13 protein-coding genes are annotated in these 14,247 nt (G+C 71.9%); 6 read left to right on the forward strand and 7 right to left on the reverse strand.

Going from position 1 to position 14,247, the window contains the following annotated elements; translation table 11 throughout:
* Positions 1-89: 89 nt before the first annotated feature.
* A complete protein-coding gene (locus ACFQ6N_RS28205; protein ID WP_380654745.1) occupies positions 90-842 on the reverse strand; it encodes a DUF5324 family protein in 753 nt (250 codons plus the stop codon).
* A gap of 221 nt (positions 843-1,063) precedes the next feature.
* Between ACFQ6N_RS28205 and ACFQ6N_RS28210 the strand changes: the two genes are divergently transcribed.
* Complete coding sequence (locus tag ACFQ6N_RS28210) at positions 1,064-1,957, forward strand: rhomboid family intramembrane serine protease (RefSeq protein WP_380654748.1); 894 nt, start codon at positions 1,064-1,066, stop codon at positions 1,955-1,957.
* A 338-nt stretch (positions 1,958-2,295) separates the two neighbouring features.
* On the opposite strand, the gene crgA is transcribed toward ACFQ6N_RS28210, so the two are convergent.
* Positions 2,296-2,544, reverse strand: coding sequence for a cell division protein CrgA (crgA, locus tag ACFQ6N_RS28215; protein ID WP_380654752.1), 249 nt, complete (start codon positions 2,542-2,544; stop codon positions 2,296-2,298).
* Between the two features lie 166 nt (positions 2,545-2,710).
* Here crgA and ACFQ6N_RS28220 point away from each other — a divergent pair, with 166 nt between their 5' ends.
* From ACFQ6N_RS28220 to ACFQ6N_RS28240, 5 genes are all read left to right on the forward strand, one after another.
* Positions 2,711-3,475, forward strand: coding sequence for a DUF881 domain-containing protein (locus ACFQ6N_RS28220; RefSeq protein ID WP_380654754.1), 765 nt, complete (start codon positions 2,711-2,713; stop codon positions 3,473-3,475).
* A gap of 68 nt (positions 3,476-3,543) precedes the next feature.
* Complete coding sequence (locus tag ACFQ6N_RS28225) at positions 3,544-3,723, forward strand: hypothetical protein (protein ID WP_380654757.1); 180 nt, start codon at positions 3,544-3,546, stop codon at positions 3,721-3,723.
* Between the two features lie 55 nt (positions 3,724-3,778).
* On the forward strand, positions 3,779-4,441 hold the full coding sequence (locus tag ACFQ6N_RS28230; RefSeq protein ID WP_380654760.1) for an aminodeoxychorismate/anthranilate synthase component II: 663 nt from the start codon (positions 3,779-3,781) through the stop codon (positions 4,439-4,441).
* Positions 4,442-4,446: 5 nt separating this feature from the next.
* Positions 4,447-5,634, forward strand: a complete 1,188-nt coding sequence (locus tag ACFQ6N_RS28235; RefSeq protein ID WP_380654763.1) for a class E sortase — start codon at positions 4,447-4,449, stop codon at positions 5,632-5,634.
* Positions 5,635-5,671: 37 nt separating this feature from the next.
* A complete protein-coding gene (locus tag ACFQ6N_RS28240; RefSeq protein ID WP_380654765.1) occupies positions 5,672-6,487 on the forward strand; it encodes a class E sortase in 816 nt (271 codons plus the stop codon).
* A gap of 185 nt (positions 6,488-6,672) precedes the next feature.
* Here the strand turns inward: ACFQ6N_RS28240 and pknB are convergent, their stop codons facing one another.
* The 5 genes from pknB to ACFQ6N_RS28265 form a co-directional block, all read right to left on the reverse strand.
* Positions 6,673-8,781: a Stk1 family PASTA domain-containing Ser/Thr kinase gene (gene pknB, locus ACFQ6N_RS28245; protein ID WP_380654768.1), complete on the reverse strand. Its 2,109-nt coding sequence runs from the start codon at positions 8,779-8,781 to the stop codon at positions 6,673-6,675.
* Positions 8,782-9,041: 260 nt separating this feature from the next.
* Complete coding sequence (locus tag ACFQ6N_RS28250) at positions 9,042-10,499, reverse strand: peptidoglycan D,D-transpeptidase FtsI family protein (protein ID WP_380654771.1); 1,458 nt, start codon at positions 10,497-10,499, stop codon at positions 9,042-9,044.
* Complete coding sequence (locus ACFQ6N_RS28255) at positions 10,496-11,872, reverse strand: FtsW/RodA/SpoVE family cell cycle protein (RefSeq protein WP_380654865.1); 1,377 nt, start codon at positions 11,870-11,872, stop codon at positions 10,496-10,498. Before ACFQ6N_RS28255 ends, ACFQ6N_RS28250 begins: the two co-directional genes overlap by 4 nt.
* 154 nt (positions 11,873-12,026) lie before the next feature.
* Positions 12,027-13,643, reverse strand: a complete 1,617-nt coding sequence (locus ACFQ6N_RS28260) for a protein phosphatase 2C domain-containing protein (protein ID WP_380654774.1) — start codon at positions 13,641-13,643, stop codon at positions 12,027-12,029.
* 53 nt (positions 13,644-13,696) lie between these two features.
* Positions 13,697-14,242 (reverse strand): FHA domain-containing protein, encoded by a 546-nt coding sequence (locus ACFQ6N_RS28265; protein WP_380654776.1) that lies wholly within the window; start codon positions 14,240-14,242, stop codon positions 13,697-13,699.
* Between the last annotated feature and the right edge of the window lie 5 nt (positions 14,243-14,247).

Consider the following 14,247-nt stretch of genomic DNA (forward strand, 5'->3'; position numbering starts at 1 on the left):
TTTGGTTTTTTTTTATACGACACCGGGTGCCCGGGATCCCGGTCAGCGGCCGATCGGCGTTTCCGGGCTCGCCCGGGCCTTCCGTACGGTCAGTCCGCCGTGGGGCCCTCGTCGGTGGCGGGTCCGTCGGGCTTGCCGGGGCCGCCGGCCGGGGTCTCGGGGGCGGCGGTCCCGGTCGTCGCGCCCTCGGGGCCGGAGCCGTTCACCGGGGCGGTGGCGGCGTGCGCGCCGGTCGGCCGGGGCTCCTGCGCGGCCGGGGGCTCGACCAGCCACTCGGGGTTGCTGTGCCGGCGCCACCACTGCCAGGCGACGATGCCGCTGCCGATCGCCAGCAGGCCGGCCACGGCGAGGCCGGTGGACCAGCCGCCGCACCGGTCCCTGCGGGCGTTCCGGGCGGCGAGTTCGCTGATCTCGGCCGAGCTGACGTTGCCCTGGAGCGCGGTCAGGGCGGCGGCGCCCCGGGCCTGGGCCTCGTGGGCCACCGGGGTGACGGCGGCCCGGGCGTCCCCGACCGCCTGGGCGACCCTGGGGGCGACCGTGGTGCGGGCCTGGTCGGCGGCCCGGGTGGCGGAGAGCCGGGCCGCCAGGGCGGCCTCCTGGGTCCGGTGGAGGGCCCTCAGGGCGTTCTGCTGGGCCTCCGGCGGCAGGCTGGCGAACGCCTGGACGAACTGTGGGGCGAGGTGCCTGTCGTACTGGACGCGGAGGTTGTGGGCGGCCTGGGCGGCCTTCGGCCCGAGGGTGTCCAAGGTCGGGCCGAGGCGCTGCTTGGCGCCGTCCGCGAACTGTGCGGCGGTGTCCCGGGTCCTGGTGGCCGTCTCACGTGCCGAGTCCGAAAAGCTCACGAGTCTCTCCTCCTGGGTGGCGTCCTATATGCACATATCCACCTGAATGCTGATCATGCATCCTGATTTGTCCGATGGCACGCCGGGGTGGGCCGTACGCGGGCACCCGGGGTGCGGAGCGGGCAGTGGGGGACGGGATCCGCGGGGGAGCGGGCCGTACCGGCCGGGTGCGGCAGTAGGGTGGCTGTTTCGGAGGTCGTGTACGGGAAGGGGACCCGCTGATGCTCCCGGACGAGTCGCGGTCGTCGGCCGAACGGCCCCCGGAGGGCGGGCCGCCCGGCTGCTACCGGCACCCGCGGACGCCCACCGGGATCTCCTGCACCCGCTGCGAGCGCCCGATCTGCCCGCAGTGCATGGTGGCGGCCTCGGTGGGCTTCCAGTGCCCAGACTGCGTCGGCGGCGGGCACGCCGGGACGCGGCGGGCGACCACCCGCTTCGGCGGGGCGCTCGCCGTCGACGGCGGGCTGGTCACCAAGCTGCTGGTCGGGACCAACGTGGTGGTCTGGCTGCTGGCCGCCTACGTGCTCGCGCCGAGGCTGGGCCAGACCTGGTCGCTGTTCAGTGCCGGGCGGGACATCCTCGGCGGCCCGGCCGGCATCGCGGACGGTCCGGACCAGTGGTACCGGCTGCTGACCGCCACCTTCCTGCACCTGGAGTGGTGGCACATCGGGCTGAACATGCTGGTGCTGTTCTGGCTCGGCCCGCCGCTGGAGGAGGCGCTCGGCCGGCTGCGGTTCCTGGCCCTCTACCTGCTCTCCGGCCTGGGCGGCAGCACCTTCGCCTTCCTGGTGGCCGGCGACTGGATGAACTCCGTGGGGGCCTCCGGAGCGGTCTTCGGCCTGATCGGCGCCACGATCGTGATGCAGCTGCGGAGCAGGGGCCCGCTGGCCCCGGCGATGGCGTTCCTGGTGTTCAACCTGATCGTCACCTTCTCGCGCCCGGGCATCGACTGGCGGGCGCACATCGGCGGCCTGGTGCTGGGCGGGCTGACCGCGGCCGGCCTGATGTACGCCCCGCGCGAGCGCCGCGGCCTGGTCCAGGGGCTGGCGGTGGCCGGGGCGGTGGCGATCGAGGCGGCGATGCTGCTGATCGGGATGTCCCTCTACGGCGCCTGACGGTTCGGGCGTTTGTCCACAGCGGGTGCGGGGTTGTGCACAGGCTGTGTGCCAACCCGGTTGTGGACTGTTGTTCTACGCGTGTCCTGCTGTGCGGTTCTTCCGGCTCCGGGAGGTTGTGCACAGCTGTGGACGGTCGCGGCACGGAAAGTTATCCACAGGCTGGGGGGACTTTTCCCCAGTGTGGATAACCATGTGGATAAGCCTGACCGTCCGATGGTGGGGATAACCGATCGGATGCGCGGGGCCGGGTCGAGGCATGCCTGACCGCCGCCCCGGGACGAGCATCCGAAGCGGCGGTATCCGGCCCGGAACCGGGCCTCAGGACGAGCGGGTCGCTACTTCCACTGGGTGGAGACGCCGAACCCCGCGGCGATGAAGCCGAAGCCCACCAGGATGTTCCAGTTCCGCCAGCCCTCGACCGGGTAGTTGCCGCTCGTCACGTAGTACGTGACGATCCACACCAGGCCGATCAGGAAGAGCGCGAGCATCAGCGGTGCGACCCAGCTGCGGCCCGAGCTGATCTTCACCGCCGCCGCGGTCGGCGGGGTGTAGTCGGACTTCTTGCGGAGTCGAGACTTCGGCACGAGGGGTTCTCCTGTCGATGCGCTGTGAGACCGCGCAGTGGTGCAGCGGGTGAGTCGGTCGCAGCCGGTCGTGGAGAACGCTCTGGGGACGCTCCGCACGTGCCACCGGCGTCCGTTAGCGTAGTGGCTCGGCGGGTCTTGAGGAGATAAGGGTACGGTGACTAATTTGTCGATTCCCCCTGGGCCGGCCCGTACCCGTCGTTCCGGTGCCCGAATTGTCGGACGCGCCCTGACCTGTGCCGTGTTCGCGCTCGCCGGTCTGCTCTTCTACATCAGCGCCCAGACCGCCCGCGGCACCGATCTGCGGACCGACAACTCGCTGCTGAGCCTCGGCGACGTGATCCGCCAGCGCAGCGCCCAGAACCAGCAGGCGCAGTCCCAGCTGGCCGACCTCCAGGCCCGCGCCCAGGAGCTCACCGAGCAGCAGGGCCGCAACCCCGCCGACGCGGCGCAGCTGGACGGCCTGCGGCGCGTCGCCGCCCTGGAGCCGCTGCAGGGCGGCGGGCTGACCGTCACCCTCAACGACGCCCCGCCGAACGCCACCGCGCGCATCCCCGGCGTCCCCGAGCCCGGCGTCAACGACCTGGTCATCCACCAGCAGGACATCCAGGCCGTGGTCAACGCGCTGTGGCGGGGCGGCGCGGAGGGCGTGCAGGTGATGGACCAGCGGCTGATCTCCACCAGCGCCGTCCGCTGCGTCGGCAACACCCTGCTGCTCCAGGGGCGGGTCTACTCCCCGCCGTACGTGGTCAGGGCGGTCGGGAGGACGGATGCGATGCGCTCGGCCGTCGACGCCGATCCGACCGTCCGCAACTACCTGCAGTACGTCCAGGCGTACGGGCTGGGCTGGAAGGTCCAGGAGAGCGGGGAGCTGTCGCTGCCCGGGTACTCCGGCACGGCCGAGCTGCGGTCGGCGGGCGGGCAGCAGTAGCGGACCGGCCTCGCGGCCGTGGAGGGCGGGTCTACTCTTGACCCAGTCTGTTACGACGAGGGAGCACCATGTACGGCTTCATCTGGCGTCACCTCCCGGGGAACACCCTGGTCAAGGCCGTCATTTCGGTGCTCCTGATCGTGGGGATCGTCTACCTCCTCTTCACCTACGTCTTCCCGTGGGCGGAACCGCTGCTCCCCTTCGGCGACGTCACAGTGGACGGCGGCGACGGCGCCGCCACCGGCTGAACCGGCGGGCCCGGCACTTCCATCCAGCACCGCATCCCACGGAGACCACGCGCGCATGACCACTCAGTCGACCCCGCCCCGCATCCTGGTGGTGGACAACTACGACAGCTTCGTCTTCAACCTGGTCCAGTACCTGTACCAGCTCGGCGCCACCTGTGAGGTGGTGCGCAACGACGAGGTGAGCGTCGAGCACGCCGTCCGCCGCTCGGGCGAGGAGGGCTTCGACGGGGTGCTGCTCTCCCCGGGGCCCGGCGCGCCGGAGGAGGCCGGGGTCTGCATCGAGATGGTCCACCACTGCGCGCGGATCGGGCTGCCGGTGTTCGGCGTCTGCCTGGGCCTCCAGTCGATCGCGGTCGCGTACGGCGCGGTGGTCGGCCGGGCGCCGGAGCTGCTGCACGGCAAGACCTCGCCGGTCGAGCACGAGGACGGCGGGGTGTTCGAGGGCCTGCCCTCGCCGCTGACCGCGACCCGCTACCACTCGCTCGCGGTCGAACCGGCCACCGTGCCGGCCGAACTGGTGGTCACCGCACGGACCGGGAGCGGCGTGATCATGGGCCTGAGGCACCGTGAACTGCCGGTCGAGGGCGTGCAGTTCCACCCCGAGTCGGTGCTCACCGAGGGCGGCCACCGGATGCTCGCCAACTGGCTCGCGGAGTGCGGCTACCCGCAGGCGGTGGACCGGTCGGCCGGGCTCGCCCCGGTGATCGGCCGGGGCTGAGCGGCGTGACGGCGCTGCGTCCGGAGGGGCGTTACCAGCCGGAGGCCGACCCGTACGGCGGCGCGCAGCACCACGGCGGGCCCCGGCAGGGCGAGCCGCAGTACCCGGAGCCGCGGTACACCGAGCCGCAGTACGCGGGCTCGCCGTACCCGGAGCCGCAGTACGCGGGGGCGGCCCACGGCGGGCCGCAGTACGGCGACGGCGGCGCCCCCTACCGGCAGGAGCAGCCGGCCCCGGCCGTGCCCGAGGACGCCTGGGGCGTCTACGAGCAGGCCGAGGAGCCCCTCACGGGCGGGCCCGAGTACCCCTGGCTGCCCGACCAGACCCTCCAGCTGCGCCTGCCCTTCGGGGCCGACGCCGCGACCGCCGGGCCGGTCCCGGCCACCGGGGGCCGGGCCGAGCGCCGTCGAGCCGCCCAGGGCCGCACCGCGATCCGCTCCGGCAACGGGCGGCGCCGGGCGGGCGGCCGGGCCGGCGGGCGGGTGCGTCCCCGGGAGTCCGTGGTCGTGGTGGCGGCCCGGGCGGTCGGCGAGCTGTGCATAACGCTGGGCCTGGTGATGCTGCTCTTCGTCGCCTACCAGCTCTGGTGGACCAACGTGCAGGCCGACGCGGCCGCCGACGGGGCCCGCAACCGGCTGGAGCAGCAGTTCGACGCGGCCGCGCCGCCCGTCCAGCCGGGGCAGCCGGCCCCGGACCCGAACAAGCCCGAGGTGTTCGAGCCCGGCAAGGGCTTCGCCATCGTCTACCTGCCCAAGCTGGGCCTGAAGTTCCCGATCGCCGAGGGCACCTCCAAGTCGGCGGTGCTCGACAAGGGCCTGGTCGGCCACTACGCCGGCACCGCGATGCCGGGCGACAAGGCGGGCAACTTCGCGCTGGCCGCGCACCGCAACACCCACGGCGAGCCGTTCCGGTACATCAACGAGCTCGGCAAGGGCGACAAGGTCGTGGTGGAGACCGCCGCCGGGTACTACACGTACGAGATCACCGGGGGCATCCCGGAGACCTCCCCCAACAACGTGAGCGTGATCAAGCCGGTGCCGAACGGTGCCGGGTACGCCGGCCCCGGCCGCTACATCACGCTGACCACCTGCACCCCGGAGTTCACCTCCAAGTTCCGTCTCATCGTCTTTGGGAAGATGATCGAGGAACGGCCGCGCAGCCAAGGCAAGCCGGCCGCGATCTCGGGCGGGTAGCCGCCCGGACGCCCGGCCCGGAGGGGGAGCACCGCAGATGCAGGACGACGAGACCGCGCAGCCGGCCGAACCGGGGCGGGAGGCCTTCCCCCCGCCCGGGCCGCGGCCGGCCGGGCGCGGGCGGAGCCGGGCGCTGGCCGCGCTCGGGGTGTTCGGCGAGCTGCTGATCACCCTCGGCCTGGTGCTCGGCCTGTTCGTGGCCTACTCGCTGTGGTGGACCAACGTGCAGGCCGACCGCGCGGCCTCGGAGGCCGCCGACCGGCTGCGCGGCTCCTGGGCCGCGGGCCCGGTCCCGGGCCCGTCGGCCGCGCCGGGCGGCACCCCCGCCCCCGGGGCCCCGCCCGCGCGGAAGGAGTTCGCGGTCGGGGAGGACGTCGGCTTCCTGCACGTCCCCGCGATGGGGCGGGACTTCCAGGTGCTGATCCGGATGGGCACCTCCACCGAGGTCCTGGACGAGGGCGTGGCGGGCGTCTACGAGCAGCCCTACAAGGCCGCGATGCCCTGGGACCAGACGGGCAATTTCGCGCTGGCCGCCCACCGGGACGGCCACGGCGCCAAGTTCCACGACCTGGACGCCGTCCGCGACGGCGACGCGGTCGTCGTCGAGACCAAGGACAAGTGGTACGTCTACAAGGTCGACAACACCCTGGCCGAGACGTCCAAGTACGACACCGGCATCGTGGCGCCCGTCCCGCCGCGCTCCGGGTATGCCGGCCCCGGCCGCTACATCACCCTGACCACCTGTACGCCGGTGTACACCTCGCGGTACCGGATGGCGGTCTGGGGGAGCCTGGTGCGGGTGGACGACATGGACGCCAAGCGCACCCCGCCGCCGGAGCTGCGCCGCCCCTGAGGCCGGGCGCCCGGCCTGTGCGCGGGGCCGTGCGCGGGGTCGTGGGCGGGGGGCGTGCACCCGGGCCCGGCACGGAGGAACGCCGAGGGCCCGCCGCATCCGCTGCGGCGGGCCCTCGGGCGTGTCGACCGGGGTCACCGGGCTCCGGGCCCCTGGTTCAGTTGAACCAGGGGAATATCGGAGGCTTAGTTGTTCCCTTTGGTGGGTGGGGTGGTGGGGTCGCCCCCTTTGGGCGGCTCGGCGGCCTTCGTGAACAGCTGGACCTGGGTGTTCGGGTCCAGCGTGGTGCCGGCCGCCGGGTTGCTCATCTGGACGATCGCGTTCGGGTCCTGCGGGCCGACCACGGTGTAGCCGAGGTTGACCTTCGCGAGCTGGGCGATGGCGTCCGACAGCTTCTGGTTCTGCAGCGGCGGGACCTGGGACTTCTCCGGGGCCTTGAAGATCGTCAGCGCGACCTTGGTGTTGGCCGCGACCTTGCTGTTGGCCTGGACCGACTGCGAGGCGACGGTGTTGACCTTGGTCGGGTCGTTGGTCGGCTGGGTCTTCGAGGAGTCGACCTGGAGGCCGAGGCCCTGCAACTGGTTCGTCGCGTCGTCCTTCTGGGCGCCGACCACGTTCGGGACGGTGACCTTGCTCTTGCCCTGGGAGACCGTCAGCTTGACCGGTGCCGCCGGGTCGACGGCCGCGTTGGCCGCCGGGTCCTGGGCGGTCACGGTGTCCTGGGCGGCGGTGTCGTCGTCCTTGTACTCAGGGGTGCCGACGTTGGTGAAGCCCGCCGCGGCCAGCGCCTGGAGCGCCTGGTCCTTGGTCTTGCCGACCAGGGACGGCATGGTCGCCTTCGCCGGGCCGGAGGAGACCTGCACCGTGATGGTCGAGGTCTCGGCCACCTGGTTGCCGGCCGCCGGGTTCTGCGTGCAGACCTGGTCCTTCTTGATGTTCGCGTCCGGGCAGGCGATCTTGTCGCCCTCGGCCACCACGAGCTTGGACCCGGCCGCCGCGGCCGCCGCCTTGGCGTCCGCCAGAGTCTTGCCGACCAGGCTCGGCGCGGTGACCTTCGGCGGGTCCTTGGGGCCCTTGTCGCCGAACATCGCCTGGGCCACGAAGAAGGTGCCGACCAGGACCAGCACGGCGGCCACCGCCAGCACGATCCAGGAGGTGTTGCTCTTCTTCGGCTGGTCGTCGCCGCGCCGTCCGGCGCGGCCGTGGCCGTCGTCGCCGCCGCCCTGGCCGGCGTAGGTCTGGCCGTAGCCGTCGTCCTGGTAGCCGCCCTGCTGGCCGTAGCCGGGCTGGCCGCCGGCCTGCGGCAGGACGGTGGTCGGGCCGCCGCCGGGCTGCTGCGGCAGCACGTTGGTCTGGCCGTACGGGTCGTGCTGCTGCGGGTAGCCGTTCTGGTCGTAGCCGTAGCCGGCCGCGCCCATGCCGTAGGCGGCGGCCTGCTGGGCGGCGGCGACCGGGAGGCCGTCGAGGAAGCGCTCGATGTCATCGCGCATCTCGTCGGCGCTCTGGTAGCGGTAGTCGCGGTCCTTGGCGAGCGCCTTCAGCACGATCGCGTCGATCTCGGGGCGGACCTCGGGATCGTAGACGGACGGCGGCTGCGGCTCCTCCCGGACGTGCTGGTAGGCCACCGCGACCGGCGAGTCGCCGACGAACGGCGGCCGGACGGTCAGCAGCTCGTAGAGCAGGCAGCCGGTGGAGTAGAGGTCGGAGCGGGCGTCGACCTGCTCGCCCTTGGCCTGCTCGGGGGAGAGGTACTGGGCGGTGCCGATGACGGCGGAGGTCTGCGTCATGGTCATCCCGGCGTCACCCATCGCACGGGCGATGCCGAAGTCCATGACCTTGACGTTGCCCTGCCGGGTCAGCATCACGTTGGCTGGCTTGATGTCGCGGTGCACGATGCCGGCCCGGTGCGAGTACTCCAGGGCCTGGAGGATGCCGATGGTCATCTCCAGCGAGCGCTCGGGCAGCAGCCGTCGGCCGGAGTGCAGCAGCTCCCGCAGCGTGGACCCCTCGACGTACTCCATCACGATGTACGGGATGGAGATGCCGTCGATGTAGTCCTCGCCGGTGTCGTACACGGCGACGATCGCGGGGTGGTTCAGTGACGCCGCCGACTGTGCCTCACGGCGGAAGCGGGCCTGGAACGACGGATCCCGGGCCATGTCGGCCCGGAGCGTCTTCACGGCGACGGAACGGCCGAGCCGGGTGTCATGGCCGAGGTAGACCTCGGCCATGCCGCCGCGTCCGAGGACGCCGCCGAGCTCGTACCTGCCGCCTAGGCGACGAGGCTCTTCCATAGTTCCGACCCTCTCCCTCACCCGCCGGTGAGGTTGTGACGTAGGTGTCCCCGCACGCTCTGGGTGACGCCGCGCGGACCGCGACCGGTTCTCCGGCCGGGCCGTGCGGTGCCTCGCGGGCGGCAACGGGCACACCCGCTGCTGGCGGATACGCTACCGGTCGCACCGCACCGGACCGGAGTCAGCCGTCGGCCGATACCAGACCGGTATCCGGACGGGGGTGTCGATCGTGACCTTCCCCTCATCCCGCGACCGGTTCGCTACTTGCCGAGTGCGGCCTGCATCACCGCCTTGGCGATCGGGGCCGCGAGCCGGCCGCCGCTGATGCCGTCGCGGTTCTGGGAGCCGTCCTCCACGACCACCGCGACCGCGACCGAGCGGCCGTCCGAGGCCTTGGCCCAGGACGTGAACCAGGCGAAGGGCAGTCCGGCGTTGTCCTCGCCGTGCTGCGCGGTGCCGGTCTTGCCACCGACCTGGAGGCCGGGGATCTTGGCGTTGGTGCCGGTGCCGTTGTCGACCACCGAGACCATCAGGTCCTGCATCTTCTGCGCGGTGGCGGGGCTCATGGCCTGGGAGAACTGCTTCTCGGTGTGCTTGGAGATGGTGGTCAGCGAGGCCGAGCGCTCCTGGTCGACCAGGTACGGCTGCATCAGGCTGCCGTTGTTGGCGATCGCGGCGGAGATCATGGCCATCTGGAGCGGGGTGGCGCGGGTGTCGTGCTGGCCGATCGAGTCCTGGGCGGTGCCGTCCAGGCTGGCGCTGTCCGGGAAGATGCTCTTCTCGGAGCGGACCGGGGTGTCGATCGTGCTGTTGAAGCCGAACTTCTCGGCCTGCGCCCGCATCTTCTCCTTGCCCAGGTCGGCGCCCATCTTGGCGAAGACCGTGTTGCAGGACTGGTCCATGCCGGACTTCACCGTGGCGTTCTCGCAGCGCTCGTTGGGGCTCTCGTTCTTCAGCACGGTGTCGGTGTTCGGCAGCTTGTACGGCTCCGGGGTCGACGTGGCGTCGTCGATGTTCTGGTAGAGGCCGTTCTCGAACGCCGCGGTCGCGGTGACCAGCTTGAAGGTCGAGCCGGGCGGATAGGTCTCCTTCAGCGCCCGGTTGAGCATCGGCTTGTTCGGGTCCGCGTTGAGGTCCGTCCAGGCCTTGGAGTCGGTGGAGTCGCTGCCGGAGAAGGTGCCCGGGTCGTAGGACGGGGTGGAGACGAGGGCCAGGATCGCGCCGGTCTTCGGGTCGATCGCGACCGCCGCACCCTTCTTGCCGCCCAGGCCGTCGTAGGCGGCCTTCTGGACCTTGGCGTCGATGGTCGTGACGACGTCGCCGCCGCGCTTCTGCTCGCCGGTCAGCATGTCCAGGGTGTTGCGGAAGAACAGCCGGTCGTCGGTGCCGGAGAGGACGCCCTCCTCCAGGTTCTCCAGCTGGCTGGAGCCGAAGACCTGGGAGGAGTAGCCGGTCACCGGGGCGTACATCGGGCCGTCGGTCCAGGAGCGCTTGTACTTGTAGCGCAGGCCGTTGACGAAGTCGGACTTGGTCACCGGCTGGCCGCTGACGATGATGTTGCCGCGCGGGTGGGCGTACCGGTCGTACAGCTGGCGCTTGTTGTTCTTGTTGCTCGCCCAGGAGTCGGCCTGGACGCCCTGCACCCAGTTGGTGCGGACCATCAGGGCCAGGATCAGGACGAGGCAGAAGATCGAGACCCGGCGGATCGGCTTGTTCATCGGGCGGGTCCTCCCTGGCCCTCGGTGGCCGGGGCGGGTTCGACCCCGGGTCGGCGGGCGCTGTCGCTGATCTTCAGCAGGATCGCGACCAGCGCCCAGTTCGCGACCACGGACGAACCGCCCTGGGCGAGGAACGGCATGGTCATACCGGTGAGCGGGATCAGCCCGGTCACACCGCCGGCGACGACGAACACCTGCAGGGCCATCGCCGAGGAGAGCCCGACGGCGAACAGCTTGCCGAAGGGGTCGCGGGCGGCGAGCGCGGTGCGCAGGCCCCGCTGGACCAGCAGGGCGTACAGCAGGAAGATCGCCATCATGCCGGTCAGCCCGAGTTCCTCGCCGAAGGAGCCCAGGATGAAGTCGCTCTTGGCGGCGAAGTTGATCAGCCAGGAACGGCCCTGGCCGAGGCCGGAGCCGGTGACCCCGCCGGAGCCGAGCGCCATCAGCGACTGGCCGATCTGCTCGGTGGCCCCCGGCGGCGGCTTCGGGTCGAAGGCCGCCATCGGGTCGAGCCAGGCGTTGATGCGGACCTTCACGTGGGCGGCGGTCGAGGCGACCGCGACCGCTCCGCCGACCGACATCAGCAGGCCGAACAGGATCCAGCTGGTCCGCTCGGTGGCGACGTAGAGCATCACCACGAACAGGCCGAAGAACAGGAAGGACGTGCCGAGGTCGTTCTCGAAGATCAGGATCAGCAGGCTGAGCAGCCAGATCACCACGATCGGGCCGAGGTCGCGGCCGCGCGGCAGGTACAGGCCCATGAAGCGGCGGCTGGCCAGGGCCAGGGCGTCCCGCTTGACCATCAGGTAGCCGGAGAAGAACACCGTCAGGACGATCTTGGCGAACTCGCCGGGCTGGATGGAGAAGCTGCCCATCCGGATCCAGATCTTGGCGCCGAAGTCCTCCGCGCGGGCCGGGAAGAAGGCCGGTGCGGCGAGCAGCACCAGGGCCACCACCATCGAGATGTAGGTGTAGCGCTGGAGCACCCGGTGGTCCTTCAGGAGGACCATCACGCCGATGAAGCCGGCGATGCCCAGGCCCGACCACATCAGCTGGTTCTGGGCCGCCGGGAAGTTGCCGCTGAGCAGCTTGCCCGCCTTGTCCAGGCGCCAGATCATCACCACCCCGAGCCCGTTCAGCAGGGTGGCGATCGGCAGCATCAGCGGGTCCGCGTACGGCGCGAAGCGGCGCACCAGCAGGTGCGCGACCACCGCCAGGGCGCCCATGCCGAGGCCGTAGCCGAGCATGCCAGCGGGCAGCTTGCCGTCCATCGCGAGGCCGACGTTGGCGTAGGCGAGGACCGGCAGCAGGACCGCGAAGATCAGCAGGACCAGCTCGGTGTTGCGCCGGTTCGGCGCCTCCTGCAAGGAGATGGTGGTGTTGCCCCGGGGGACGGCGCGTCCGGCCGCGGCCCGGCGCCGGCCGGCCCGGCCGGTGTCTTCACTCAGTGGGTAGCTGCTCACGTGGTGACCGCTCCCTGACGGCCGGCAAGCCCGCGCGGGGCGGTCCTATGTCGGATCACGGACGTCACGGCTTCGGGCAGGCGTTGGCCCGGCTGAGTTCGTCTTCGGTCAACTGGTTCTCGCCGCCCTGGGCGCCGGCCGCCGGCGCGGTGGCGTTCGGGGTCGGGGCGGTGCCCGGGGCGCTCGGGGCCGGTGTGGTCGAGGGCCCGGTGCTCGGGGAGGTGGCGGCCGGGCCGCGGTTCTTCTCGCTCGGGGTGGGTGTGGCGGCCAGGAACGCGGCGTGGGTGGCCTGGGTCGCCTGGGCGCCCTGGGCCGCGGCCGTCGTCGCCTTGGCGGCCTTCTGGCACAGCTGGACCCAGCCGTCGAGCTCCTGGACGGTCGTGTTGGCGTCCGGCAGGCTGTTGACCGAGATGGTCTTGCTCACGTGGGCGCGCTGGTCCGCCGGCAGCCACTTGAGCGGGATGTTGCTGTACGAGTCGTGCACCGAGGACAGGCTCAGGCCGGCCAGGTTCTGGTTGATGCCCTGGTAGACCGCGACGTGGTCGCCGTCCTCGCCGATGTAGTACTGGTCCTGGGTCCACTGGTAGCCGAAGTAGCCGGCGCCGCCGAGCAGGCCGAGCGTGACCAGGACGGCCACCGAGACGGTCAGGCCCTTGCGCTTGCGCTTGCGGGGCGGCTGCTCGTCGAACTCCTCGGTGCCGTAGACCGAGGGCTCCGCGGCGCCGTAGCCGTACGCGCCGCCCTCGTAGCCCTCGGCGGGGCCGAAGCCGTCCTGCGCGGCGCCGTAGCCCTCGGCCGGGCCGAAGGCGCCCTGCGGACCGCGGCCGAGCCCGGCGGCGCGGCCGGCCGGGGTGTCGGCGATCGAACGGTCGGCGGCGGCCGAGGACGGCGGGGCGTCGGCGACCGCGCCGACCACCACGGGGACGTCGTTGAACTGGCCGCTCATGGTGTCCGTGACGCCGACGTCGATGACGTCCGCCACGATGCAGGTGATGTTGTCCGGACCGCCGCCGCGCAGTGCGAGCTGGATCAGCTCCTGCACGGTCTGCTCGGGCGCGTAGAAGCTGCCGAGGGTGTCCTGGAGGGTCTGGTGGCTGACCGGGCCGGAGAGGCCGTCGGAGCAGATCAGGTAGCGGTCGCCGGCCCGGACCTCGCGGATCGACAGGTCGGGCTCGACCTGGCCGCGGCCGTCCAGCGCCCGCATCAGCAGCGAGCGCTGCGGGTGGGTCTCGGCCTCCTCGGGCGTGATCCGGCCCTCGTCGACCAGGCGCTGCACCCAGGTGTGGTCCTGGGTGATCTGCACCAGCGAGCCGTCGCGCAGCAGGTAGGCGCGGGAGTCGCCGACGTGGACCATGCCCATCCGCTGGCCCGTCCAGAGCATGGCGGTCAGCGTGCAGCCCATGCCCTCCAGCTGCGGGTCCTCCTCGACCATCTGCCGGAGCCGGTCGTTGGCGCCCTGGACGGCGTCACCCAGCAGGGTCAGCAGGTCGGCGCCCGGCACGTCCTCGTCCAGTCGGACGATCGAGCCGAGCACCTCGGAGGAGGCGACCTCGCCGGCCGCCGCGCCGCCCATGCCGTCGGCCACGGCCAGCAGCCGCGGCCCGGCGTAGCCGGAGTCCTCGTTCCCCTCCCGGATCAGTCCCTTGTGGGAGCCGGCGGCGAAGCGCAGCACCAGGGTCATGCGACCTGTGCCCCCCTCTGGGTCATGGACGGGATGCTGTCCCTCATGCGCTACTACTTCCGCAGTTCGATGACGGTCCTGCCGATACGGATCGGCATGCCCGGCTGGAGCGGGGTGGGCGCGGTCAGGCGCTGCCGGTCCAGATAGGTGCCGTTGGTGGAGCCTAGATCCTCGACCGTCCACTGCCCAGTCTGATCCGGATAGATCCTGGCATGCCGGGAGGACGCGTAGTCGTCGTCCAGCACGATGGTGGAGTCGTGCGCGCGGCCGAGCGTGATGGTCTGGCCCTGGAGCGCCACGGTGGTGCCGGCCAGCGAGCCCTGCACCACGACCAGCTGGGTCGGGCCGCCTCGGCGGCGTCCGCTGCCGGGCTGGGTCTGGCCCGCCGCGGTGGCGGCGGCCGGGGAGGGCGTGGGGCGACCGGCGGCCGGGGCGGGCGCGGCACCGCCCGCCGTGGCGGAGGCGCCGCGACGGGAGGAGCGCGGGTTCACCTTGGTGCCGAAGAGGTCGCTGCGGATCACCTGGATCGCGACGATGACGAACAGCCACAGCACGGCCAGGAAGCCCAGCCGCATGACCGTGAGGGTCAGTTCGGACATGACCG

This window comes from Kitasatospora sp. NPDC056446 (assembly GCF_042796115.1).
Classification (GTDB): Bacteria; Actinomycetota; Actinomycetes; order Streptomycetales; family Streptomycetaceae; genus Kitasatospora.